Below are 23,155 nucleotides of genomic sequence, written 5' to 3' on the forward strand. Positions count from 1 at the left end.
TGGTAATATTTGTTTTTTTGGGGCCGTTAGAATATAGGCGCCGCAGTGTGGTGTTTACCAGGCTATGATCAGATCAACGAAATTGGCTATACAGACATTGTCGGCGTGCTGTTACAATCACTTACACCTAAACAGGCGGACACGACCAGGTTCCGTCATGGATGGCAATCAGTGATGGCCATAATCACCAGGGAGATATTTATGAAGCTTCGCCTGTCGGCGCTTGCGCTCGGAACAACACTGCTGGTGGGCTGTGCAAGTTCCAGTACTGAACAGCAGGGGCGCTCTGACCCGTTTGAAGGTTTTAACCGTACCATGTACAGCTTCAACTTTAATGTGCTGGATCCGTACGTTGTGCGTCCGGTGGCCGTGGCGTGGCGCGACTATGTTCCGCAGCCGGCGCGTAATGGCCTGGGTAACTTCACCAGTAACCTGGAAGAGCCTGCCATCATGGTCAACTCCTTCCTGCAGGGCGACCCGTACCAGGGGATGGTGCACTTCACCCGATTCTTCCTGAACACCCTTCTCGGTATGGGCGGCTTTATTGATGTTGCCGGTATTGCAAACCCGAAACTGCAGCGTGTTCAACCGCACCGTTTCGGCAGTACGCTGGGGAGCTACGGCGTAGGCTATGGCCCGTATCTGCAGCTTCCGTTCTACGGCAGCTTTACGCTGCGTGACGACGGCGGCGATATGGTCGATACCACCTATCCAGTGCTCTCATGGCTGACCTGGCCGATGTCTATCGGCAAGTGGATGGTCGAAGGGGTGGAAACGCGCGCGCAGCTCCTCGACTCCGATGGCCTGCTGCGTCAGTCTTCCGATCCGTACATTATGGTGCGTGAAGCCTACTTCCAGCAGCACGACTTTATCGCCAACGGCGGCAAGCTGAAGCCAGCGGAAAACCCGAACGCGCAGGCGATTCAGGACGATTTAAAAGATATCGATTCTGAGTAACGAATCGATGGCAATAAAAAGGGGGGAACCGATGTTCCCCCCTTTTTTATGCCGACAAGCTATCAGAAGCGATAGTTGAAGTTGGTACCGAACAGCCAGGCTTTACCTTCAGATTTGAAGGTGTAGTTGCCTTCCTGCACGGTAACGCTCTGGCCGTGCATGTAAGATGCGCCCACGTCGATGGAAGCATCGTCGTTAAACGCGTAGGTGGTACCGGCGCTCAGCCAGAAACGGTCCTGGTCCGGAATGGAGATTGAGCGATGGTTGGCCGGAACCGGGCTATCATCAAACGCAATACCGGTACGGAAGGTCCAGTTCTTGTCGTAGTAATAGGTCGTACCCAGTGCGATACGGTAGGCGTCTTTAAAGCTCTCGTCTTTATAGAACAGTTCCTGACCGTTAGAACCGGTGGCTTTCAGCTCCTGGAACTGACTCCAGCTGGTGTAAGCCATGCTGTAGTGGATAGCCCACTGCGGCGCGATGCGGTTATAACCGGAAATTTCCCACATTTCTGGCAGGTTCAGCGTCAGAGAACCGCCGATGGTTCTGCCGTCGGTGCCGTAAGGCAGACCGGTAATGCCGCGAGCGGCGAAGAGCTGGTTACCGCGGGTGGTGATGGAGCTCTTGTAGTCGCCGTCGAAGTCAATTTTGACTTCAGAGCGGTAGGTCAGGCCCCAACGGTTGTTTTTATCCAGTTCGTACAGGATACCTGCGTTCCAGCCATAGCCCCACTCATCGCCTTTCAGATGCGCAACCTGCGAGTCAGCGCCGGTAATGCCGACCGCTTTCCCGGTCGCGCCAGGGAACATCAGGCTGGTTTCGCCAGCATAACGCTCAATTTTGGCTTTCGCATAGACGGCGTCAAAGCCCAGGCCGAAGCTCCAGTTGCTGCTCAGACGGTATGCGCCGCTCAGGTTCAGGTTAACGGTCTGCAGGTCGGTTTTACCGCCGTACATGCCGGCCGCGTAGTTATTGTTGAATTCCGTTGCCAGGCCGTAGTTGGAGGTAACAGACGCGCCCCAACCAAACTGTTCGTTAATCGGCATGACAAAGTGCGCGTTAGGAACCCACGCGGTCGGTGCAATGTTATCGGCATCGGTACTGCGGCCGGTGGCCGGAGACTTGCCGGTAATATTGACGTCAGGATCGATGTAAACCGCACCGGCAGAAAATGCAGGGCGATCGAACATCATAATCAGCGCCGGGTTACGGCTGGCGTTACCCGCATCGTCGGCGATAGCGCCTTCACCAGAATAGGCACGGCCCAGACCAGAAGACGAAAATTCATTAAGCTGGAAGCCCGCTGACCAGGCTTGGGTTGAAACAAGTGCCACTGCGACAGCAAGAGCAGACTTCGTGTAACGGGTTTTCTGGCTCATGACCATAACCTCATTGAGTTATTTTTATACAAACAATGTTACATGTAGTAACAGAAGCGCGAAGTGTAGGGGCTGGACTACGACAGAGAAATCAGACCAGTGACGAGAGTATAGGTCTGACCAGCTGGTATGTTGCAATATTGTTTATTAATTTTTTCTAAGATGTTGTTTGAAACGAGATCTGGTTGGCAAAAATGCGGGGATGGTCAAAGGCGGAGAAGTGAGAAATTTGTTTTAGATCATTTTTAATTGTGATTTCGGTCACTTATCGGCTTTCGTCACATTATCGACTGGAGGCGTGCAACGGGCGGGCGTAAAATAAGCACATCGTTTATCTGGCACCTTGAGTGCGCAAAACAGAGGAAATCTACAATGAGTAAATGTAGTGCTGATGAAACCCCGGTTTGCTGCTGCATGGACGTTGGTACCATCATGGACAACTCCGACTGCACCGCATCTTACAGCCGCGTTTTTGCTAACCGCGCTGATGCAGAAGAAACCCTGGCAGCGCTGACGGAAAAAGCGCGCGGCGTTGAGTCCGAGCCGTGCAAAATTACCGCAAACTTCAAAGACGTTGAAGGCGGCGTGCAGCTGGATATCGACTTTGTCTTCGCTTGTGAAGCCGAAACCCTGATTTTCCAGCTGGGCCTGCGTTAATCGCCCCAGGCGAATGACCTTTCTGCTCACGCCCTCGTTGCTCACGCTGCGGGGGCGTTTTCTTTATCGCTCAGTGTGTTTTAGCTCGCAATTTTTCCTCTCTCCGATTGGCTAAGTGTAAAAAATTAGTTAAGAATGTTATCAGGTCAGACCACTTGGTCGATTTCCGATAACAGGGGAGAGTTATGAGTCAGGCGTTACCGCTTATCACCCGCCAGGGCGATCGCATTGCTATTGTCAGTGGGTTACGTACCCCGTTTGCCCGTCAGGCTACCGCCTATCACGGCGTTCCCGCCGTTGATTTAGGTAAAATGGTGGTGGGCGAAATGCTGGCACGTAGCGAAATTCCCCCCGAGTTAATTGAACAACTGGTGTTCGGTCAGGTGGTCCAGATGCCGGCCGCACCCAACATTGCCCGTGAAATTGTGCTGGGTACCGGCATGAACGTGCATACTGACGCGTACAGCGTCAGCCGCGCCTGCGCCACCAGTTTCCAGGCCGTTGCTAACGTCGCCGAAAGTCTGATGGCAGGCACGATTCGTGCGGGCATCGCCGGCGGCGCCGACTCCTCTTCCGTACTGCCGATTGGCGTCAGCAATAAGCTGGCGCGTACCCTGGTGGATGCCAACAAAGCCCGCACTCTGGGGCAAAAGCTGAAGCTCTTTTCCCGTCTGCGTCTGCGCGACCTGATGCCGGTGCCGCCAGCGGTAGCCGAGTATTCTACCGGGCTGCGCATGGGGGACACCGCCGAGCAGATGGCAAAAACCTACGGTATTACTCGCGAACAGCAGGATGCGCTGGCAAACCGCTCGCATCTGCTGGCGGCTCAGGCCTGGGCGGCGGGCAAATTGAACGACGAGGTGATGACGGCCTACGCGCCGCCGTACCGTAATCCACTTGAGCAGGACAACAATATCCGCGCGAACTCTACGCTGGCGGACTACGCCAAACTGCGTCCGGCATTTGACCGTCAGCACGGCACCGTTACGGCGGCTAACAGTACGCCGCTGACCGACGGTGCAGCGGCGGTGATCTTGATGACCGAATCCCGCGCCAAAGAACTGGGGCTGACGCCGCTGGGCTATCTGCGTAGCTACGCCTTTACCGCCATTGACGTCTGGCAGGACATGCTGCTGGGCCCGGCCTGGTCAACGCCGCTGGCGCTGGATCGCGCCGGGCTAACGTTCGCCGACCTGACGCTTATCGATATGCATGAAGCATTTGCCGCGCAGACGCTGGCCAATATTCAATGTCTGGCGAGCGATAAATTCGCTCGCGAGGTGCTGGGCCGCAGCCAGGCCACCGGCGAAGTGGAGGAGAGCAAATTCAACGTGCTGGGGGGATCTATCGCCTACGGCCATCCGTTTGCCGCAACCGGTGCGCGCATGATAACCCAAACGCTCCATGAACTGCGCCGTCGCGGCGGCGGCTTTGGGCTGGTGACCGCCTGTGCGGCGGGCGGATTAGGTGCAGCGATGGTACTGGAGGCTGAATAATGGAAGCGATGAAATCCGCATTTACCTTTACCGTGCGCCCGGACAACGTGGCGGTGGTGACGATTGATGTGCCTGATGAAAAGATGAACACCCTGAAAGCCGAGTTTGGCGGCCAGGTGCGCGCTATCCTCCGGCAAATTCGCGATAACAAAGCGCTGCAGGGCGTGGTGTTTATCTCTGCGAAGCCCGATAACTTTATCGCCGGGGCCGATATTAACATGATTGGTCGCTGCAAAAGCGCGCAGGAAGCCGAATCGCTGGCGCGTCAGGGGCAACAGGTGATGGCGGAAATTCAGGGGCTATCAGTCCCGGTGGTCGCGGCCATCCACGGTGCCTGCCTTGGCGGCGGCCTGGAGCTGGCGCTGGCCTGCCATGCGCGCATCTGCTCAGACGACAGCCGTACGGTGCTCGGCCTGCCGGAAGTTCAGCTCGGCCTGCTGCCGGGATCGGGCGGTACTCAGCGTTTGCCGCGCCTGATTGGCGTCAGTACTGCGCTGGACATGATCCTGACCGGAAAACAGCTGCGCGCCCGTCAGGCCTTGAAAGCAGGGCTGGTGGATGAAGTGGTTCCGCACTCGATTCTGCTGGACGCCGCCGCTGAATATGTGCGTAAAGCGCGCCATGAACATCGCCGCCTGCCGGTGCGCGAGCGTATCCTGGCGGGGCCACTGGGTCGTCACCTGCTGTTCAGTATGGCGGCAAAGAAAACGGCACAGAAAACGCAGGGCAACTATCCGGCGGCGGATAAAATTTTGCAGGTTATTGAAACCGGTCTGGCCCATGGCGCCAGCAGCGGCTACGAAGCCGAAGCCCGTGCCTTTGGCGAACTGGCGATGACGCCGCAGTCGCGCGCACTGCGCAGCATTTTCTTTGCCAGCACCGATATTAAAAAGGATCCCGGCGCTCGCGTTGAGGCAGGCCCGCTGCGTTCGGTCGGCGTATTAGGCGGCGGCCTGATGGGCGGTGGTATTGCCTATGTGACGGCGATTAAAGGTAAGCTACCGGTGCGAATCAAAGATATTAACGCCAACGGTATTAACCATGCGCTGAAGTACAGCTGGGATCAGCTGGAGCAAAAGGTGCGCCGTCGTCACATGAAACCCGCCGAGCGAGATGCGCAGCTGGCGTTGATTTCCGGCAGTACCGACTACCGAGGGTTTGCCCATCGCGATCTGGTGATTGAAGCGGTATTTGAAGATCTTGCGCTCAAACAAAAAATGGTTGGCGAAATTGAACAGTACTGCGCGCCGCACACCATTTTTGCGTCTAATACCTCTTCTTTGCCCATTGGCGATATTGCTGCCCATGCGCAGCGGCCTGAGCAGGTGATCGGTCTGCATTTTTTCAGCCCGGTTGAAAAAATGCCGCTGGTGGAGGTTATCCCCCATGTGGGCACGTCAGAGCAGACGATTGCCACTACCGTGAAGCTCGCGAAGAAACAGGGAAAAACGCCGATTGTGGTCGCGGATAAAGCCGGTTTTTACGTTAACCGCATTCTGGCGCCGTACATTGCCGAAGCCATGCGCATGCTGGTCGACGGCGAGCGCGTGGAAGATATTGATAATGCGTTGGTTAAATTTGGATTCCCGGTCGGGCCGATTCAGTTGCTGGATGAAGTGGGCATTGATACCGGCACCAAAATTCTTCCGGTGCTGGAAGCGGCCTACGGGGAACGTTTTAGCGCGCCTGCAACGCTGATTCAGGCAATTTTGAATGACGATCGCAAAGGCAGAAAAAATGGCCGGGGTTTCTATCTTTATGCCACAAAAGGGCGTACAAGCAAGAAACAAGTTGATACTGCCGTTTACGCTTTGCCGGGCATGTCGGCGCGTAACGCCCGCTGCTCGGCCGAACACATTGCCGAACGCTGCGTGATGCTGATGCTCAACGAAGCGGCACGCTGCATGGATGAGAACATTGTCCGCAGCGCGCGCGACGGCGACATTGGGGCAGTATTTGGCATTGGTTTCCCACCGTTCCTCGGTGGCCCGCTCCGCTATATGGATTCACTGGGGGCGGGTGAAGTGGTTGCCCGACTGCAACGATTGGCCAGCCAGTATGGCCCACGCTTTATGCCGTGCGATGCGCTGATGCAGCGTGCGGAACGCGGGGAGACCTTTTGGCCTGGTGATGAAACGGATTCCACGCGCTGATGTCAAAGTCAGTGAACCCTGATGAATCGCAAGGTTTCTGGCTATTTTGTAAACAGATGTTGACTATACTTACGCCAGTAAGGTAAAAATCAGCGTTTCATTCAGTGAATGGATAAGGCACAATGCCCGGCTACCGCGTCACCTTCGGGGTGACGCTGGTGCTTCTGGTTAACAAAAGCGGTGCAATATGCAAGTGTTTATTATGCGTCACGGCGACGCTGCCCTCGATGCAGCCAGTGACTCGGTTCGTCCTCTCACCGGCTGTGGTTGTGATGAATCTCGTCAGATGGCAACCTGGTTGAAAGACCAAAAAGTGGATATCGGTCGCGTTCTGGTGAGCCCTTATCTGCGTGCGGAGCAGACGCTGGAAGTGGTAGGGGAGTGCATGAACCTGCCAAAAGAAGTGGATGTTCTGCCCGAGCTAACGCCGTGCGGTGATATCGGTCTGGTTAGCGCCTATCTCCAGGCTCTGGCGAACGAAGGCACATCATCGGTACTGGTGATTTCCCACCTGCCGCTGGTCGGTTATCTGGTCGCCGAACTGTGTCCTGGCGAAGTCCCGCCGATGTTCACGACCTCAGCCATTGCCTGCGTCACCCTCGACGCAAACGGACAGGGCGTCCTGAACTGGCAAATGAGCCCGTGCAATCTGAAAATGGCGAAAGCGATCTAACCGCTGATTACCCGGCTAAGTGGCCGGGTAATGCCTGACTCCCCGTTGGTCTGATGCCTGTAGGCCTGATAAGCGTAGCGCCATCAGGTAACCGGGCGCAGAACGCCGCATAGCGACGTTGCTTTATCCGGCCGACATCGCGTCTTACGGCAGCTCCGGCGGCAGCCACTCTTCCACTTCAATCAGCACCAGCAGCGCGGCGTCACCGCCGTACTCTTTCGATGCCTGATGGAACGCCATAACGTGCGGGTGCTGCGCCAGCCAGAGCGGCGTTTGCTGTTTGAGAATGTGCTTACCGTGGCCGTGCATGACGCAGGCGCAGAACACATGCTCCCGGCGGCAGGCGGCAATCAGCGCGCCCAGCTCTTGTTTGGCCTGCGTTTGGGTTAACCCATGCAGATCGAGGAACAGCTCCGGCGAGTAGTCGCCGCGGCGCAGTTTCTTCAGCTCAAAATGACTGACGTCCTGGCGCACGTATTTCACCGGACCGTTGGTGTTGAGCAACGGCTGGAACTCATCGGAAAAGTAGTGGCTATTGTCCGCCTGTTCCTGCAATAGCCGCTTTGGTGGCACTTCGCTGATTTTCTTACGCTGCGGGCGATGAACGATCGTATCCTGCTTGATTTTACGCGTGCCGGTCATCAGCTGCTGGAAGAGTGCCTGATCCTCCTCGCTCAGTGAGTTTTTGTTTTTCATCAATTCTTCTCAAATTCGCCTTTTCCCCTAGTTTACCTTTTCAGCGTGCTTCCTGCAGCGAAAACGCTTTTTTCCCCGCGCCCTACGCAAGAATGCTGATTTATCGCCGTCTTCATGGCAAACTAGCCGCCGAATTTACCCCGACGCATGCCCTGGAGGACAACGTGGATAAGATTTTTGTTGAAGAAGCAGTCAATGAGCTGCACACCATTCAGGACATGCTGCGCTGGGCGGTAAGCCGCTTTAGCGCGGCCGAAATCTGGTACGGGCACGGCACCGACAACCCGTGGGACGAGGCCGTTCAACTGGTTCTGCCGACCCTGTATTTACCGCTGGATATTCCGGAAGATATGCGCAACGCGCGTCTGACCACCAGCGAAAAACAGCTGATCGTTGAGCGCGTTATTCGCCGCGTCAACGAGCGTATCCCGGTCGCCTACCTGACGAACAAAGCCTGGTTCTGCGGTCACGAATTCTACGTTGACGATCGCGTTCTGGTGCCGCGTTCGCCGATTGGTGAGCTGATTAACAATCGCTTCGCCGGCCTGATTAATCATCGTCCACAGCATATTCTCGATATGTGCACCGGCAGCGGCTGCATTGCTATCGCCTGCGCCTATGCCTTCCCGGAAGCGGAAGTCGACGCGATTGATGTTTCGGTGGACGCGCTGGCCGTCACCGAATACAACATCGAAGAGCACGGTATGATTCATCATGTCACGCCGATTCGCTCCGATCTGTTCCGTGACGCGCCGCAGCTGCAATACGATCTGATCGTGACCAACCCGCCTTACGTTGATGAAGAAGATATGTCTGACCTGCCGTCGGAGTATCGCCATGAACCGGAGCTGGGCCTGGCTTCCGGCTCGGACGGCCTGCACCTGACCCGTCGTATCTTAGGCTGCGCGCCGGATTATCTCACCGACGACGGCATTCTGATTTGTGAAGTGGGTAACAGCATGGTACATCTGATGGACCAATATCCGGATGTCCCGTTCACCTGGCTCGAGTTTGACAACGGCGGTGACGGCGTCTTTATGCTGACTAAAGCGCAGCTTGAAGCCGCGCAGCATCATTTCGCGCAGTACAAAGACTGATTTATCCAGCACGCAATAACGCAGAACAACGATAACGGAGTCGTGATGGCAGGAAATACAATTGGACAACTCTTTCGCGTAACCACCTTTGGCGAGTCGCACGGCCTGGCGCTGGGCTGCATCGTTGACGGCGTGCCGCCCGGCATTCCGTTAACTGAAGCCGATCTTCAGCACGACCTCGATCGTCGTCGCCCGGGGACATCGCGCTACACCACGCAACGCCGCGAGCCGGATCAGGTGAAAATCCTCTCCGGTGTCTTTGAAGGCGTGACCACCGGCACCAGTATTGGCCTGCTGATTGAAAACACCGATCAGCGCTCTCAGGATTACGGCGCGATTAAAGACGTTTTCCGCCCGGGGCATGCCGACTACACCTACGAGCAGAAATATGGGCTGCGCGACTATCGCGGCGGTGGGCGTTCTTCTGCGCGTGAAACGGCGATGCGCGTGGCCGCCGGGGCGATCGCCAAGAAATTCCTTGCCGAGAAGTTTGGTATCGTTATTCGCGGCTGTCTGACTCAGATGGGCGACATTCCGCTGGCGATTAAGGACTGGGATCAGGTTGAACAAAACCCGTTCTTCTGCCCGGATCCGGACAAAATTGAGGCCTTAGACGAGCTGATGCGCGGCCTCAAAAAAGAAGGCGACTCAATTGGCGCTAAAGTCACCGTCGTGGCCGATGGCGTCCCGCCGGGTCTCGGTGAACCGGTATTCGATCGCCTGGACGCCGATATTGCCCATGCGCTGATGAGCATCAACGCGGTAAAAGGCGTAGAGATTGGCGATGGCTTTGAGGTGGTGAAACTGCGCGGCAGTGAAAACCGCGATGAAATCACCAAAGCCGGTTTCCAGAGCAACCACGCGGGCGGTATTTTGGGCGGCATCAGCAGCGGCCAACAGATTGTGGCCAATATTGCGCTGAAACCGACATCAAGTATCACCGTGCCGGGTAAGACGATCGACCGCTTTGGCGAGGAAGTTGAGATGATCACCAAAGGTCGCCACGATCCTTGTGTTGGCATCCGCGCTGTGCCGATCGCCGAAGCGATGCTGGCTATTGTCCTGATGGATCATTTTATGCGCCAACGGGCGCAGAACGCCGATGTGACGACGTCAATTCCACGCTGGTAAACATGAAAAAAACCGTTATAGCGCTGCTGGCTCTGCTTGCCAGCGGCACCTCGCTGGCGGCAACGCCGTGGCAGAAAATCACTCAGCCTATCGCCGGCAGCGCCCAGTCTATCGGGGCATTTGCCAACGGCTGTATCGTCGGCGCGCAGGCGCTGCCGCTCCAGTCTGACACCTATCAGGTGATGCGTACCGATCAGCGCCGCTATTTTGGCCACCCGGATCTGGTGCAGTTTATCCAGCGGCTTGGCGGCCAGGTGCAGAAGTTGGGTATGGGCACGATGCTGATTGGCGATATGGGTATGCCCGCAGGCGGGCGCTTTAACGGCGGACACGCCAGCCACCAGAGTGGTCTGGATGTCGATATTTTCCTGCAGCTCCCGAAGACGCGCTGGAGTTCAGCACAGCTGCTGAAACCGCAGGCGCTGGATTTGGTGAGCGCCGACGGCAAGCGCGTTGTGCCGACGCTGTGGAAACCGGAAATTGGCCAACTGATTAAGCTGGCGGCGGAAGACCGCGACGTGACGCGAATTTTCGTCACCCCGGCCATCAAGCAGCAGCTGTGCCTGGAAGCGGGCAACGATCGCGACTGGTTGCATAAAGTGCGCCCGTGGTTCCAGCACCGTGCGCATATGCACGTGCGGCTGAAGTGCCCGGCTAACAGCTTAGAATGTGAAGAGCAGGCGCCGCCGCCTGCGGGTGACGGCTGCGGCGCTGAGCTGCAAAGCTGGTTCGAACCGCCAAAACCTGGCACCACCAAACCTGTGAAGAAGACGCCTCCACCGTTGCCGCCTTCCTGCCAGGCGCTACTGGATGAACACGTACTCTGATGGACAGTTTTTCCGCGTTATTTATGGTCGAGCCGCTCATGCTGGTGGCGCTGTTCTTTATTGCCATTCTGGCTGGCTTTATTGATTCACTGGCCGGCGGCGGCGGTTTGCTGACCGTCCCGGCGCTGATGGCAGCGGGCATGCCGCCCGCGCAGGCGCTGGCAACCAACAAATTACAGGCCTGCGGCGGCTCACTCTCCGCATCGCTCTATTTTGTCCGCCGCAAAGTGGTGAATCTGGCCGATCAGAAGCTGAATATCCTGATGACCTTCATTGGCTCAATGACCGGTGCGCTGCTGGTGCAGCACGTGCAGTCCGATATTCTGCGCCAGATCCTGCCCATTCTGGTTATCAGCATTGGTCTTTACTTTCTGCTGATGCCAAAGCTGGGTGAAGCCGATCGTCAGCGCCGTCTGTACGGCCTGCCGTTTGCGCTGGTTGCTGGCGGCTGCGTAGGCTTTTACGATGGCTTCTTCGGCCCCGGTGCGGGTTCGTTTTATGCGCTGGCGTTTGTGACGTTGATGGGCTTTAACCTTGCCAAATCCACCGCGCACGCCAAGGTGTTGAACGCGACCTCGAACGTCGGTGGTCTTTTGCTGTTTATCATTGGCGGCAAAGTTATCTGGGCGACCGGCTTTGTGATGATGATTGGCCAGTTTTTTGGCGCGCGCATGGGCTCGCGCTTAGTGTTGAGTAAGGGGCAAGCGCTGATCCGCCCGATGATCGTCGTGGTCTCCGCGGTGATGAGCGCCAAGCTGCTCTATGACAGCCATGGACAGGAAATCCTTCAGTGGTTAGGGATGCATTAATGACCAAAACGCATGATTACCAGCAGCTGGTAACGCTCTTTGATAGCTGCTTCGCCGATGAGTTTAATACTCGTCTGATTAAAGGCGATGATGAACCCATCTATCTTCCGGCAGACGACGAGGTTCCTTACAACCGTATCGTTTTCGCCCACGGCTTTTTTGCCAGCGCGCTGCACGAAATTTCCCACTGGTGCATCGCCGGGAAGGCGCGCCGTGAGCAGGTCGATTTTGGCTACTGGTACTGCCCGGACGGGCGCGACGCCGAGACCCAAGGGCAGTTTGAAGACGTCGAAGTGAAACCGCAGGCGTTTGACTGGCTGTTTTGCGTGGCGGCGGGCTTTCCGTTTAACGTCAGCTGCGACAACCTGGAAGGCGATTTCGAGCCGGACCGCATCGTGTTTCAGCGACGCGTGCATGCGCAGGTCATGACCTATCTGAAAGAGGGCATCCCGCCGCGTCCGGCAAAATTTATCAAGGCATTACAAGATTATTATCAGACGCCGACCCTAACGGCGGAACACTTCCCATGGCCTGAGGATCTCTAAGCCATGTTACAGAAAGAGGAAAGAAGATGATCGCGGAGTTTGAAGCACGCATTCTGGCGTTAATTGATGAGATGGTGGAGCACGCCAGCGATGATGAGCTGTTTGCCAGCGGTTATCTGCGCGGCCACCTGACGCTGGCGGTTGCCGAGCTTGAAGAAAGCGAAGCGCATTCTGCCGATGCCCTGTATCGCAACGTGACGCAGAGCCTGGAAACGGCGATTGGTGCCGGTGAACTGACGCCGCGCGACCAGGCGCTGGTCAAAGCCATGTGGGACAACCTGTATCAGCAGGCCGCCCGCTAAGCGCATTTGCCCGGTATCGCTGCCGGGCAAACGTTCTGCGTTATTTTACCGCTTTTCCCTTCAGCAGTTTTCGCACCCATAATCGGTTTGGATTGAGCCCCGCCAGCGTAGTCGCGTCAAGCGGCAGCGGTTCATTGCTCATCTGTGCTGCCAGCACTTCGGCGCTTAACGGCGCAGTACACAGCCCGCGCGACCCCAGCCCCCCCAGCATAAACAGCTCAGGATACACCGGGGCCGAAATCGCCGTTTCCGGACTTTCGTGCAGCGTGGCATATCCGGCGAGCGTGGCGGCGTAGTCCGGCACGTTACCGACCATCGGCAGATGATCGCGCGTGGCACAGCGAACGCCACAGCGGGCGTCGTTAGCGCTAACGTCGACCTCCAGCGGCCATGTTTCCTGCGGGAAGCAGTCAATCAAGCGCTGACGATTATGCTGCTGGTCTTCAGCATTAAACGCCATTTCTCGCGCTCCGCGATGATAGCTGGCGCCAATGCAGTGCTGCTGATTCTGCGGGTTCTGTGGGGTCAGGTAGCCGTCATAGCACAAGACCTGGTTCAGTTTCGCCAGGCTGTCGCTGGTTGGGATATGGCTCACCTGGCCGCCGACGGCGTACACCGGAAGCGTCTCGGTTTGCGTAAATTGATTGATATTGTGACCGTTTGCCAACACCACGCAGGGGGCGGTGGCCGTTTGTCCGTCGCTAAACGCCAGCTGCCAGCCGGATTCCTCACGGGTCAATGCACTGAGCGTTTTGCCAACGTGGGCGTTAAGCCCCTGCTGGCGGGCCAGCGCCAAAGCGCCAGCGGTGAGCTGAGCCGGGCAAAGCCAGCCGCCGAGCGGATACTGAATGCCTCCGCAGCCGGTCTCCAGGCCGATGCTGTCCCGCACGGCCTGCGCGCTGACCGCTCGCGCGATATCGGCGGGAAGGTCGAGCGTCAGCATTTGGGCAATTTTCTGCGCGCTTTTTTCATCCCACCCCAGCTGCGTGACGCCGCACCACTGATGATCGAAAGCCACTGGCAGCGCATCGTACAGCCGGCGGGCATACAGAAACGCCGCCGGGAAGAACTGCGCCAGCGCGGCATCATGCGCGCTCAGCAGTGGATAAAGCGCGCCCTGGCGATTGCCGGAGGCTCCCTGAGCCGGCTCATCGTCTGCGCAATACAGCGTGACCGACCAGCCGCGGCGCAACAGCGCCAGCGAGAGCAGGGCGCTGGCGATGCCGCCGCCGATAATAGCCGCTTCGCGTACCTGGCTGCCGGTGCGGGCAAACCACGGCGCGCGCGCAGCATTCGGCAGCGGCTCACGCATTTCACCGATCAGCATTTCACGCTTGCGCCCAAAGCCTTTGCTTTTACGCATAGTAAAGCCCGCTTCCTGTAGACCGCGACGCACAAAGCCTGCGGAGGTAAAGGTCGCGAGCGTGCCGCCCGGCCGCGCGGTACGCGCCATGGCGGCAAACAGCGTCGGCGTCCACATGTCCGGGTTTTTCGATGGCGCAAAGCCGTCGAGGAACCAGGCGTCAACCTGCTGGTTAAAGCTGTCGTCGAGGGTATCCGTGAGCGCATTGATGTCGCCGAACCACAGGTCCAGCGTCACGCGACCGTCATCAAGCAACAGGCGGTGACAGCCCGCCAGCGGCTGAGGCCACTGCGCCTGAAGCTGCTCGGCCCAGGTTGCCAGTTCTGGCCAGTGCTGGTGGGCCAGACGCAGGTCTTCGGCTTTCAGTGGGTACTTTTCAAAACTGACGAAATGTAATCTTTGTAGCGTAGCATCGGGATGCTGACGGCGGAATGCGTCGAAGGCCTGCCACAGCGTCAGGAAATTGAGGCCGGTGCCAAAGCCGCTTTCCGCTACCACGAAAAGCGGATGCGGATGTTGGGGGAAACGTACCTCTATCTGGTTACCGCCGAGGAAAACGTAGCGGGTCTCTTCCAGACCGTTGTCGTTGGAGAAATAGACGTCGTCAAAATCTCGGGAAACAGGTGTACCCTCACTGTTAAATTCGAGGTTGGCGGATTGTATGGCGTTATGTTTCACGTAAGTTACTCGCGCGGCAAGGAGTCTGCCGATCTTAACGATGCGTGCCCGCAGGCGCAAATTTCTGCATAAAATTGCTGATCGGACTTGTTCGGCGTACAAGTGTACGCTATCTTGCGACTCGAAACTTTAAAATAGTGATGACTTACAGAGGTATTGAATGAAACGTGCAGTGATTACTGGCCTGGGTATCGTTTCCAGCATCGGTAGCAACCAGCAGGAAGTCCTGGCATCCCTGCGTGAAGGACGCTCGGGGATCACTTTCTCTCAAGAGTTCAAAGATTCTGGTATGCGTAGCCACGTATGGGGTAACGTCAAACTGGACACCACGGGTCTTATCGATCGCAAAGTGGTCCGTTTCATGAACGATGCCTCTATCTACGCTTATCTCTCTATGCAGCAGGCGGTTGAAGACTCCGGCCTGAAGGCAGAAGATTACCAGAACAACCCGCGTGTGGGCCTGATTGCCGGTTCCGGCGGCTCTTCGAAAGCGCAGGTATTCGGCGCAGACGCCATGCGTAGCCCGCGTGGCCTGAAAGCGGTTGGCCCGTATGTGGTAACCAAAGCGATGGGCTCTGCGGTTTCCGCGTGCCTGGCAACGCCGTTCAAAATTCACGGTGTGAACTACTCCATCAGCTCCGCGTGTGCAACCTCCGCACACTGCATCGGCAACGCGGTTGAACAGATTCAGCTGGGCAAACAGGACATCGTTTTTGCTGGCGGCGGCGAAGAGCTGGGCTGGGAAATGGCCTGTGAGTTCGACGCGATGGGCGCACTGTCCACCAAATACAACGACACGCCAGAAAAAGCATCCCGTACCTATGACGCACACCGTGATGGTTTCATCATCGCTGGCGGCGGCGGTATGGTTGTGGTTGAAGAACTGGAACACGCGCTGGCGCGCGGTGCGCATATCTATGCAGAAATCGTTGGCTACGGTGCAACCTCCGATGGTGCAGATATGGTTGCTCCATCCGGTGAAGGTGCAGTGCGCTGCATGAAGATGGCAATGCACGGCGTTGATACCCCAATCGACTACCTGAACTCCCACGGCACTTCTACCCCGGTAGGTGACGTGAAAGAACTGGGCGCTATTCAGGAAGTGTTTGGCGACAACAGCCCGGCAATTTCTGCAACCAAAGCCATGACCGGCCACTCTCTGGGCGCCGCTGGCGTACAGGAAGCTATCTACTCTCTGCTGATGCTGGAACACGGCTTTATCGCGCCAAGCATTAACATCGATGAGATGGACGAGCAGGCCGCTGGTCTGAACATCGTGACCGAACCGACCGAGCGTGAACTGACTACCGTCATGTCCAACAGCTTTGGCTTCGGCGGCACCAACGCCACCCTGGTGATGCGTAAGCTGTAATTTCACATTGAATGGAAAAAGGAGCCCCCGGGGCTCCTTTTTTTTATGCGTTGACAACGGACGGAAAGAACAGGCAAACTCGCGGCTCAACATTATCATCACGATAATGCGTAAGCGTTCAACGTCAACCAACGCACCTTAATCCTGATGATCAGGTAGAGGGGGCGTGGCTACAGCACCTCGCCTTACTCAGCATTCTGGAGTAAAGCATGACAGCAGTAACTCAAAGTGAACCAACATCTTCTTCGAACGGGTCGTTATTTCGCATCGCGTTTGCGGTGTTTCTGACCTATCTCACCGTCGGCATTCCGCTGCCGGTCATTCCGCTATTTGTGCATCAGGAATTGGGCTACGGCAACACGATGGTGGGCATTGCCGTGGGCATTCAGTTCTTTGCTACCGTTCTGACGCGTGGCTACGCGGGACGATTGGCTGATCAGTATGGCGGTAAACGCTCGGCGCTGCAGGGGATGGCCGCCTGCGCGTTTGCCGGGGCCGCCTGGCTTGGTGCGGCGTTGCTGCCGGTGGATGCGATGGTCAAATTTGGCCTGCTGATCGTCGGGCGCTTGATCCTGGGTTTTGGTGAAAGCCAGCTGTTAACCGGTACCCTGACATGGGGGATGGGGCTGGTGGGGCCAAAGCAGTCCGGTAAGGTGATGTCCTGGAACGGAATGGCGATATTTGGCGCGCTGGCCGCAGGGGCACCGCTTGGGCTGTATATCAACAACCGCTACGGTTTTGCGGTATTGGCTGGGGTGACGATGATGCTGCCGCTGTTGGCCTGGGCGTTTAACGGCTCGGTGCGCAAGGTCGCGGCGCTGGCGGGCGAACGTCCGTCGCTGTTCAGCGTTATTGGACTTATCTGGAAGGCCGGTGTGGGGCTGGCGCTGCAGGGCGTGGGCTTCGCGGTGATTGGTACCTTCGTGTCGCTCTACTTTATGAGCAAAGGCTGGTCGATGGCAGGTTTCACGCTGACGGCATTCGGCGGCACGTTCGTGCTGGTGCGTATTCTGTTTGGCTGGATGCCCGATCGCCTGGGCGGCGTAAAGGTCGCCGTTGGCTCGCTGCTGGTGGAGGCCGTGGGACTGCTACTGCTGTGGCAGGCGCCCGATGCGTGGTTTGCGCTGGCCGGCGCGGCGCTGACCGGTGCGGGCTGTTCGCTTATTTTTCCGGCGCTGGGCGTGGAAGTGGTCAAGCGCGTGCCGCAGCAGGTGCGTGGAACGGCGCTCGGCGGCTATGCGGCTTTCCAGGATATTGCGCTCGGCGTTTCCGGGCCGCTGGCGGGGATGCTGGCCACCTCGTTCGGCTATCCGTCGGTGTTCCTCGGCGGGGCTATTTCCGCCGTGCTGGGGATTGTCGTGACGCTTTGGTCGTTCCGTAAATAGCGGTTATTGATCGGCCCGCATTTCCCGTGGGCCGGTCGCCGCTTTACGCGGCAGAAAATACTTCACCTGAAATTCGAACATATTAGTGTAGAGAATCGAGTAATCAATAGGGTGTTGCTGCTCGTCTACTGCCTGGGTTTGCATGCGAATAATCGGGTCTAGTGTGCTGATGTGCAACAGCTTTGCCACCTCGGCTGATGGTAGTATCGGCTGGATAGATTCATAGCAGCCGAGGATCTTCACGCCGCATTCATTCTCGAGGTACGAGAATTTCGAGTTTTTCATATGGGCAATCGTCAGGTCCGGGAAACGGCTGGCGGACAGCCAAGTCTCTTCCATCTGCATGGCAATATTGTCGATAAAACGTAGCCGCCTGGCATAATACACCGGCTCACCGTGGCCGACCCGCAGGTGGGTCGCGATGTCGTCAGAGGCGCGCTGGAGCTCGAATTTGAGAATCTGGCTGGTCGGGGTTTTGCCTTCGTTGCGGGCGATTTCGGTAAAGCTGTCGAGATGGGTTACTGAGGCCTGAAAGTGCTTGTTACGTAAATAGGTGCCCGAGCCGTGTCGTCGCTCAATCATCCCTTCCTCTTCCAGCGCTTTGAGCGCCTTGCGTAAGGTATTACGCGATACACCATATAATTCTGCCAGCTCTTTTTCCGACGGCAGAAGATCGCCAATATTGTAGCTCGCGCTGGCTTTGTTGAATAAATCAGATTTCGGGTAAGTCTCCCCCGTAGCGGGTTGTGTTTTCAGGCAATACGCACGCTTTCAGGCATACCTGCTTTCGTCATTTTGTTCAGCGCTCGTACCAGGGCCATAGCCTCTGCAACCTGACCATCGTAGTCACGCAGTGTCAGTGAACCCCCGAACAGCTGTTTTACCCGGTACATCGCCGTTTCCGCTATCGAGCGACGGTTGTAATCTGTTGTCCATTTCCACCGCGCATTACTCCCGGTCATTCGCTGATTAGCCACTGCACGGTTACGGTCTGCATATTCACCGGGCCAGTAACCCGCACCTTTTCGGGGAGGGATAAGCGCGCTGATTTTCTTACGCCGCAGTTCATCGTGACAGAGCCGGGTATCGTAAGCGCCATCGGCGGCGGCTGACCTGATTTTCCGGTGGGTTTGCCGGATTAACCCGGGGAAGGCCTCTGAGTCCGTAACGTTGTTCAGCGACAGGTCAGCGCAGATGATTTCATGTGTTTTACTGTCAACGGCGAGATGCAGCTTACGCCAGATACGGCGGCGTTCCTGGCCATGCTTTTTGACTTTCCACTCGCCTTCACCGAAGACCTTCAGCCCGGTGGAATCAATTACCAGGTGTGCGATTTCACCCCGGGTGGGCGTTTTGAAACTGACGTTAACCGACTTTGCCCGCCTGCTGACACAGCTGTAATCCGGGCAGCGTAGCGGAACGTTCATCAGAGAAAAAATGGAATCAATAAAGCCCTGCGCAGCGCGCAGGGTCAGCCTGAATACGCGTTTAATGACCAGCACAGTCGTGATGGCAAGGTCAGAATAGCGCTGAGGTCTGCCTCGTGAAGAAGGTGTTGCTGACTCATACCAGGCCTGAATAGCTTCATCATCCAGCCAGAAAGTTATGGAGCCACGGTTGATGAGGGCTTTATTGTAGGTGGGCCAGTTGGTGATTTTGAACTTTTGCTTTGCCACGGAACGGTCTGCGTTGTCGGGAAGATGCGTGATCTGATCCTTCAACTCAGCAAAAGTTCGATTTATTCAACAAAGCCGCTCGCGCTATTTAATCTGTTTTTTAGCAGGTTGATGACGTTCTGGTATACCACTTTTGAACCTCCTTAAATCCTTTTTAAACAAATAGTTATCAATCTATTTCCATGATTTTTGCTAAACACGTTCATGTATCTCACGATTATTGAACATCTTGGGCGTGGGTAACTGTGATCGGAATACAGGTTACGGAAATTAACAATTATTAAAGTGATCGTCAATTAAGGCTCGGTTTTAAAAAAGGACGTTGGATGAAAAATATATTATTGGTATGCGCAGCAGGGATGTCGACCAGTATGCTGGTAAAAAAAATGCGTGAACATGCGGAGGCGGAAAATATTACCGCGACGATTTATGCGCTGGCGATTTCCGAAGCCAAAGAGCAGATAAAAAAGCAGGAAGTTGACGTGGTTTTATTAGGCCCGCAGGTCCGTTTTCAACAGCGGGAAATCGAAGCGATTGCTCAGGGGAAAATGCCGGTTGCGGTTATTGATATGAAAAGCTACGGCCAGATGGACGGTAAGGCCGTTTTAGAACAGGCGCTACGGTTATTCCATTAATAATTCAAATTAACTTTTCCAAAAAATTAAGGGACCATTATGGGGTTTATGAATTCATTTGAACGAGGGATGGAAAAAATCCTCGTTCCCGTAGCGATTAAATTGAATTCTCAGATACACGTTTCGGCCATTCGCGATGCATTTATTTTATCATTCCCGATTGTGATGGCCAGTTCGCTGATTATTCTTATCAACTTTGCCATCCTGTCGCCGGACGGTTTTATTGCCAGTATATTACACCTTGGCACGCTGTTTCCTAATCTTGCCGATGCCCAGCAAATATTTACGCCAGTGATGAATGGTTCGGTCAATATTATGGCTGTGCTGATTACCTTCCTTGTGGCGCGCAATATGGCGATCAGCTATCAGCAGGACGACCTGCTGTGCGGCCTGACGGCGATTGGCGCATTCTTTGTGGTGTATACCCCCTATGTGATTATCGATGGCCAGGCCTACCTGACCACCAAATATCTGGGGCCGCAGGGGCTGTTTGTGGCGGTGATCGTGGCGCTGCTGTCGAGCGAAATTTTCTGTCGACTGGCGCGCAATCCGAAGGTGACGATCAACATGCCAGCGGCGGTGCCGCCGGCGGTTGCGCGCTCTTTCAAGGTGCTGCTGCCGATCTTCTTCGTGATGATCTTCTTCTCGGTGCTGAACTTCCTGCTGTCCAAAATCTCGCCGAACGGGCTGAACGATCTGATCTACACCCTGATCCAGGCACCGCTGAAGGATATGGGAACTAACATCTTCACCGTGCTGATTCTGGGGCTGGTGGCCAACTTCCTGTGGATTCTGGGTATTCACGGGCCAAATACCGTAGCCGCGATTCGCGAAACGATTTTCTCGGAAGCGAATCTGGAAAATCTGTCATACGCCGCCTCTCACGGCTCGACCTGGGGGGCGCCGTATCCGATCACCTGGACCGGCATCAACGATGCTTTCGCTAACTGCGGTGGTTCGGGGATGACGCTGGGCCTGCTGCTGGCCATTTTTATAGCCTCTCGCCGTAAAGATTACCGTGACCTGGCGAAAATGGCCTTTGTGCCGGGGCTGTTCAATATCAACGAGCCGGTCATGTTTGGTCTGCCGATCGTGCTGAACCCGATTCTGGTCATTCCGTTTATCCTGGTGCCGTTTGTGAACGCGCTGATTGGCTACTTCTTTATCACGCTGGAGATTATCCCGCCGATTGCCTACGCGGTACCATGGACGACGCCGGGCCCGCTGATAGCCTTCTTCGGCACCGGCGGTAACTGGATGGCGCTGTTTGTTGGCGTGCTGTGTCTGGCGGTTGCGACGCTTATCTACCTGCCGTTCGTGATTGCCGCGAACAAAGTGAATATGTCTGCGGCGGCGGAAGAAAGCGCGTAACGCCTTTGCCCACGTCGTTCTGCTTGCCCCCGGCCCGCGTTCGGCGAACGCGGGCTATCCTCTTCAAGGAGAATGCATGATTAAGCTGATTATTACCGATCTTGACGGGACCTTCTTAAACCGCAGCGGCGATTACAACCGCCAACGTTTTACGCAGATTAAATCACTGATGCAGCAGCAGGGCGTGGCCTTTGCGCTGTGCACCGGTAAGCAGTGTGAGCGGGTGGAGGAGCTGTTTGGCGAACAGGTGAGGGATTTCTGGATCCTTGGCGATAGCGCCACGCGCATTAAGCACGGCGGTGAGTATGTCTATCAATCACCGATCAAAAACGCGCTGGGTCGGGAGATGATTGCCACGCTTGAAGCGGTGAACAGCGAAGCCGTCATCATCGCCTGTACGTCCAACGGCGCCTATGTTAAAGCATCGATTGCGCCGGAAATGCTGGCAAAAGTCAAAATGTCTTATGCGCACGTGGTGCTGATAGACGACTTTAACGCGGTGGAGCATGATTTTGTTAAAATCTCGCTGTTTGATATCAAAGGTCGCTGCCCGCAGATCAAACCGCACCTGGCTGAGTTCTTTGATAAAGCCTATATCGTGGTTTCGGAAGACGCGTGGATTGATATTGCCGACGCCGGCGTTCACAAGGGGCACACGGTGGAGATGTTGCAGCGCATGCTGGGGGTAAGCAAAGACGAGACGATGGTGTTCGGCGATGGCCTGAATGATATCGAGCTGATGACGCGCGCCGCCTGGAGTTTCGCCATGCGTAACGCCTTTGACGAAACCAAACAGGCCGCGCGGTATATCACCGGCAGCAATGAGGAAGACGCGGTGATGACAACCATTGCGCAGATACTAAATCTACAGCAGCAGCCACAGTAGCAGGGCGACAACCACCAGCACGACGGCTGCCAGACCCGGGCGTGCCGACAGCGATTTGAGCGTAGTCATGACCGGGGCAAACGGCGCGTAAATAGGCTGAAGGTCGCGCGCTTCCAGCGTGTACGCATGGGCTACGCGCTCGCGCTCGATGCGTTTGAGGAACAATAGGTTCAGCAGTTCCTGCACCTGTACCGGCGTTAGCACCGTTTGCGGCGTTGCGTTCCAGTTTTGCTGGGCGACATCGCGCAGCAGCTGCCCTTCCTGTGGCTCCAGCGGCTGCTTGAGCGCAGCCTGCAGGACGTTAAGCGTGGGCGCGGGATGCGTACTCAGCGTCAGCCTCGCCTGCAGCAGAGTGACCAGCGCGTTGAAATGTTTCGCCGGCAGCGGGTCACCGGATTTCACGCCGGAAAGTTCCAGTAGTGATTGCCAGATGAGCTTGTTGGAATCCCCTGTGGCGGCGGAGAGCTTGGTGACCAGCTGGTTCAGCGTGTTGTGCTCGGCCGGCAGGAGCGGTCTGTCAGTGGCCGGCCGCTGCTGCGGCTGCGGAATCGACAGCTGATTTTGCTGTAACAGCTGCAGCACGTTTTTTAACTGCTGCGGGGTCAGTTGGCTAAGGGCGGTTTGCCCATACTGCTGGCGGATGTAGTCGCTGACGGCCTGACGATTATTCCCCTGGCCTAGCAGCTCGGTCAGCTGCGATAGCGTCTGGCGCGTGCTCAGCTTTTGTTCGGCAGCGCCGATTCGCTGATTAAGATTCTGCTCGGCGGCGGGAAAGTGGCGCGCCTGCAGCGGGGTATCGTTTTTCAGCCCCAGATCGTGCTTCACGCCCGCCCAAACCTCGGCATTCTGCTGTGAGGTCATTGCGATTAAGCGCGTGATCAGTCGTTCCAGCACCGTACGCTGTTGGGTACTCAACGGCTGTTCTCCCGCAGGGGAGAGGGGCGTTGTGCCGGCCCCCGGAGGGCGCGCGGGCATACCTGAAATGGGTTGCGTCATGATTCATCCTTTCCAATTGCAGTACTGATGCCCGGCGTAAGTATGCCTGGCGGCGAGATTATGGCACACTT

Annotated in this window: 22 protein-coding genes; 16 read left to right on the top strand and 6 right to left on the bottom strand. The window is 56.4% G+C overall.

Annotated elements, in window-relative coordinates:
- Positions 1 to 201: 201 nt before the first annotated feature.
- Positions 202 to 957, top strand: a complete 756-nt coding sequence (mlaA, locus tag H7R76_RS07265; protein WP_106924220.1) for a phospholipid-binding lipoprotein MlaA — start codon at positions 202 to 204, stop codon at positions 955 to 957.
- A 62-nt stretch (positions 958 to 1,019) separates the two neighbouring features.
- Here the strand turns inward: mlaA and fadL are convergent, their stop codons facing one another.
- Positions 1,020 to 2,342 carry a long-chain fatty acid transporter FadL gene (gene fadL / locus H7R76_RS07270; protein ID WP_106924221.1) on the bottom strand — a complete coding sequence of 441 codons (1,323 nt, stop codon included), beginning with the start codon at positions 2,340 to 2,342 and terminating at the stop codon, positions 1,020 to 1,022.
- 366 nt (positions 2,343 to 2,708) lie between these two features.
- Here fadL and H7R76_RS07275 point away from each other — a divergent pair, with 366 nt between their 5' ends.
- The 4 genes from H7R76_RS07275 (at position 2,709) to sixA (ending at position 7,315) form a co-directional block, all read left to right on the top strand.
- Complete coding sequence (locus H7R76_RS07275; RefSeq protein ID WP_106924222.1) at positions 2,709 to 2,993, top strand: YfcZ/YiiS family protein; 285 nt, start codon at positions 2,709 to 2,711, stop codon at positions 2,991 to 2,993.
- Between the two features lie 185 nt (positions 2,994 to 3,178).
- A complete protein-coding gene (gene fadI, locus H7R76_RS07280; RefSeq protein ID WP_182967364.1) occupies positions 3,179 to 4,489 on the top strand; it encodes an acetyl-CoA C-acyltransferase FadI in 1,311 nt (436 codons plus the stop codon).
- An 8-nt stretch (positions 4,490 to 4,497) separates the two neighbouring features.
- Complete coding sequence (gene fadJ, locus H7R76_RS07285; protein WP_420258607.1) at positions 4,498 to 6,642, top strand: fatty acid oxidation complex subunit alpha FadJ; 2,145 nt, start codon at positions 4,498 to 4,500, stop codon at positions 6,640 to 6,642.
- A 187-nt stretch (positions 6,643 to 6,829) separates the two neighbouring features.
- The gene (gene sixA, locus H7R76_RS07290) at positions 6,830 to 7,315 is read left to right on the top strand and encodes a phosphohistidine phosphatase SixA (protein ID WP_106924225.1); all 486 of its coding nucleotides are present in this window, start codon (positions 6,830 to 6,832) and stop codon (positions 7,313 to 7,315) included.
- A 144-nt stretch (positions 7,316 to 7,459) separates the two neighbouring features.
- Here the strand turns inward: sixA and smrB are convergent, their stop codons facing one another.
- On the bottom strand, positions 7,460 to 8,011 hold the full coding sequence (gene smrB / locus H7R76_RS07295) for an endonuclease SmrB (RefSeq protein ID WP_106924226.1): 552 nt from the start codon (positions 8,009 to 8,011) through the stop codon (positions 7,460 to 7,462).
- Positions 8,012 to 8,175: 164 nt separating this feature from the next.
- On the opposite strand from smrB, the gene prmB reads away from it, so the two are divergent.
- From prmB to H7R76_RS07325, 6 genes are read left to right on the top strand one after another with little or no spacing between them, the layout of a single operon-like run.
- On the top strand, positions 8,176 to 9,108 hold the full coding sequence (prmB, locus tag H7R76_RS07300) for a 50S ribosomal protein L3 N(5)-glutamine methyltransferase (RefSeq protein WP_106924437.1): 933 nt from the start codon (positions 8,176 to 8,178) through the stop codon (positions 9,106 to 9,108).
- Positions 9,109 to 9,153: 45 nt separating this feature from the next.
- Entirely contained in the window at positions 9,154 to 10,239 is a 1,086-nt protein-coding gene (gene aroC / locus H7R76_RS07305; RefSeq protein ID WP_106924227.1) for a chorismate synthase, read from the top strand.
- Between the two features lie 2 nt (positions 10,240 to 10,241).
- Positions 10,242 to 11,066, top strand: coding sequence for a penicillin-insensitive murein endopeptidase (gene mepA, locus H7R76_RS07310; protein ID WP_182967368.1), 825 nt, complete (start codon positions 10,242 to 10,244; stop codon positions 11,064 to 11,066).
- Positions 11,066 to 11,875: a sulfite exporter TauE/SafE family protein gene (locus H7R76_RS07315; protein WP_106924229.1), complete on the top strand. Its 810-nt coding sequence runs from the start codon at positions 11,066 to 11,068 to the stop codon at positions 11,873 to 11,875. Before mepA ends, H7R76_RS07315 begins: the two co-directional genes overlap by 1 nt.
- Entirely contained in the window at positions 11,875 to 12,420 is a 546-nt protein-coding gene (locus H7R76_RS07320; protein ID WP_106924230.1) for an elongation factor P hydroxylase, read from the top strand. The genes H7R76_RS07315 and H7R76_RS07320 overlap by 1 nt, the downstream gene beginning before the upstream one ends.
- Positions 12,421 to 12,446: 26 nt before the next feature.
- The gene (locus H7R76_RS07325; protein WP_106924231.1) at positions 12,447 to 12,722 is read left to right on the top strand and encodes a YfcL family protein; all 276 of its coding nucleotides are present in this window, start codon (positions 12,447 to 12,449) and stop codon (positions 12,720 to 12,722) included.
- A gap of 40 nt (positions 12,723 to 12,762) precedes the next feature.
- Here H7R76_RS07325 and mnmC read toward each other — a convergent pair whose 3' ends face one another.
- Positions 12,763 to 14,763 carry a bifunctional tRNA (5-methylaminomethyl-2-thiouridine)(34)-methyltransferase MnmC2/FAD-dependent 5-carboxymethylaminomethyl-2-thiouridine(34) oxidoreductase MnmC1 gene (gene mnmC, locus H7R76_RS07330; RefSeq protein ID WP_182967370.1) on the bottom strand — a complete coding sequence of 667 codons (2,001 nt, stop codon included), beginning with the start codon at positions 14,761 to 14,763 and terminating at the stop codon, positions 12,763 to 12,765.
- A 160-nt stretch (positions 14,764 to 14,923) separates the two neighbouring features.
- On the opposite strand from mnmC, the gene fabB reads away from it, so the two are divergent.
- Positions 14,924 to 16,135, top strand: a complete 1,212-nt coding sequence (gene fabB / locus H7R76_RS07335) for a beta-ketoacyl-ACP synthase I (RefSeq protein WP_035895077.1) — start codon at positions 14,924 to 14,926, stop codon at positions 16,133 to 16,135.
- 209 nt (positions 16,136 to 16,344) lie between these two features.
- A complete protein-coding gene (locus H7R76_RS07340; protein WP_106924233.1) occupies positions 16,345 to 17,520 on the top strand; it encodes an MFS transporter in 1,176 nt (391 codons plus the stop codon).
- 3 nt (positions 17,521 to 17,523) lie between these two features.
- Here H7R76_RS07340 and H7R76_RS07345 read toward each other — a convergent pair whose 3' ends face one another.
- The gene (locus tag H7R76_RS07345) at positions 17,524 to 18,276 is read right to left on the bottom strand and encodes a GntR family transcriptional regulator (protein WP_182967911.1); all 753 of its coding nucleotides are present in this window, start codon (positions 18,274 to 18,276) and stop codon (positions 17,524 to 17,526) included.
- The gene (locus H7R76_RS07350; RefSeq protein WP_000654804.1) at positions 18,273 to 19,241 is read right to left on the bottom strand and encodes an IS5-like element IS903B family transposase; all 969 of its coding nucleotides are present in this window, start codon (positions 19,239 to 19,241) and stop codon (positions 18,273 to 18,275) included. Before H7R76_RS07350 ends, H7R76_RS07345 begins: the two co-directional genes overlap by 4 nt.
- A gap of 281 nt (positions 19,242 to 19,522) precedes the next feature.
- On the opposite strand from H7R76_RS07350, the gene H7R76_RS07355 reads away from it, so the two are divergent.
- The 3 genes from H7R76_RS07355 (at position 19,523) to H7R76_RS07365 (ending at position 22,088) form a co-directional block, all read left to right on the top strand.
- Positions 19,523 to 19,831 (top strand): PTS sugar transporter subunit IIB, encoded by a 309-nt coding sequence (locus tag H7R76_RS07355; protein ID WP_106924235.1) that lies wholly within the window; start codon positions 19,523 to 19,525, stop codon positions 19,829 to 19,831.
- A gap of 39 nt (positions 19,832 to 19,870) precedes the next feature.
- Entirely contained in the window at positions 19,871 to 21,202 is a 1,332-nt protein-coding gene (locus H7R76_RS07360; protein ID WP_182967372.1) for a PTS sugar transporter subunit IIC, read from the top strand.
- A gap of 76 nt (positions 21,203 to 21,278) precedes the next feature.
- Complete coding sequence (locus H7R76_RS07365; protein ID WP_182967374.1) at positions 21,279 to 22,088, top strand: Cof-type HAD-IIB family hydrolase; 810 nt, start codon at positions 21,279 to 21,281, stop codon at positions 22,086 to 22,088.
- Here the strand turns inward: H7R76_RS07365 and flk are convergent.
- Complete coding sequence (gene flk / locus H7R76_RS07370; protein WP_106924238.1) at positions 22,068 to 23,084, bottom strand: flagella biosynthesis regulator Flk; 1,017 nt, start codon at positions 23,082 to 23,084, stop codon at positions 22,068 to 22,070. The two genes, H7R76_RS07365 and flk, sit on opposite strands and share 21 nt — an antisense overlap.
- Positions 23,085 to 23,155 lie beyond the last annotated feature (71 nt).

This window comes from Klebsiella sp. WP8-S18-ESBL-06 (assembly GCF_014169755.1).
In the GTDB taxonomy this organism is placed as follows: Bacteria; Pseudomonadota; Gammaproteobacteria; order Enterobacterales; family Enterobacteriaceae; genus Kluyvera; species Kluyvera ascorbata_B.